Origin of the sequence: Flavobacterium taihuense, from assembly GCF_019351435.1 — a bacterium.
GTDB classification, from domain to species: Bacteria; Bacteroidota; Bacteroidia; order Flavobacteriales; family Flavobacteriaceae; genus Flavobacterium; species Flavobacterium taihuense.
The window spans coordinates 1-1,462 of the sequence record NZ_JAHWYN010000055.1 but is presented as its reverse complement, the minus strand read 5'-3'; the positions used below and the strand labels follow the sequence as shown (position 1 = coordinate 1,462).

Here is a 1,462-nt window from a genome sequence, read left to right as displayed (position 1 = left end):
ACACGGGCTAAGAGCAATGCCTTCCGCTTTGTTGGATAAAATAGTACAAATTAAAAAATTTGGCTATTTTAGCAATTATTTGTGAAGCGGGAGAAAGAAGGCACTGCGCCTAGCCCGATAACGTTAGTGGTAACCTTAGCGCAGAAGAAAACTTAAACGAAAGAATGACAACAGAAAATGAACATAATTGCAGAGATGATAATCAGACAAAATCTGACATAGAAAAATATGGGCTTTCTGTAATTCTTATTGAAGCGACTGACTATTTGCCTTCTTTCGCATATAGCATTGGGCTTTGGACTAAATACAATCATCCAGAAATTATTTGTTTCGGACTTAGTACACAAACTTTACATTCAATAATCAATGACGTCGCTGACTTAGTAAAAAGTGGACAAAAAATTGAAACAAACAAAACATACAAAAACATATTTGAAAATAGTAAAGCTGAATTTGTCCAGATTGACAATAGAAATTTAGCTGACTATTTTGGAACTGCAATAGACTTCTATAACTCAAATGATTTTCCTGCAATTCAACTTGTATGGACAGACCGAAATGACAAATTCCCTTGGGAAACAGATTTTGAAGATGAGTTTATTTACAAACAACCTTTACTTGATAGAAACGCTGACTTTAAATTCAGTGAGGCTAAAAACGTTGCTGTTTTTACAACAAGACAATGGCTTGAACTTGGGAAACCTATCTTAAAAGTTGTGCACGACATAGATGGAGATTGGCAGTTTTTAACAGGCGACAATATCAATATACCCCAAGATGCTAAACTTGTTGCATTAGAGCAAATGACAATTAAAGACAAAACTTTAAATGAAGTTTTTGACCTTGAATACGGAGAAGAAGCCGAAAGAGAATTTATAGGTGGAAAATGGACAAGAAATATGGTCGAAATTGAAGACGATGAATAAAAGGAAAAACTGAAAATAATAAAAAAGTAAATGGGAGATTTTAATTCCGAATTTAAGATTCAACAGAAGAAACTCAAACCGAAAGTAGTTCTTTTAATAAAAAGATTTTACGTTATAGCATTTAATATTTATGCGTGGTTTTGGTTATATAGAGAAATATTTATCCGAGAATCAACAAATTTTGAAGACTATTTATTATGGTTTTTTACAACTGCCGGAATGTATTACTTCGTATTAGACAGTAATGACATTCTTTTAAAAATTCCAAAAAAAACAAACAGAACAGAATAAAAAGGCTACCACTAACACACGCTACAAGCAATTTGGGTTTTAGGCTTAATGGAAAATTTGGTTTGTATTTGGAAGATTTGGCAAATCCGAAAATAGGGCTTAATTTAGTCCCAAACTACTTGTAGCGCGGGAACGTTATGGGTAACCCTAAAACCGAAAAACAGACAATGAATTTATTTAAAAAATTATTTGGTGGTTCTGACAAATCAGAAAACAAATTGGAAAACAAAAAGCTAGATCTTGAA

The 1,462-nt window shown here is 32.6% G+C and carries 2 protein-coding genes; both read left to right on the top strand.

Features of this window, described 5'->3' with window-relative positions:
- Positions 1–164: 164 nt before the first annotated feature.
- The gene (locus KZH69_RS20335; protein ID WP_219319297.1) at positions 165–926 is read left to right on the top strand and encodes a DUF4262 domain-containing protein; all 762 of its coding nucleotides are present in this window, start codon (positions 165–167) and stop codon (positions 924–926) included.
- A 30-nt stretch (positions 927–956) separates the two neighbouring features.
- Positions 957–1,217, top strand: a complete 261-nt coding sequence (locus KZH69_RS20330; protein WP_219319296.1) for a hypothetical protein — start codon at positions 957–959, stop codon at positions 1,215–1,217.
- Positions 1,218–1,462 lie beyond the last annotated feature (245 nt).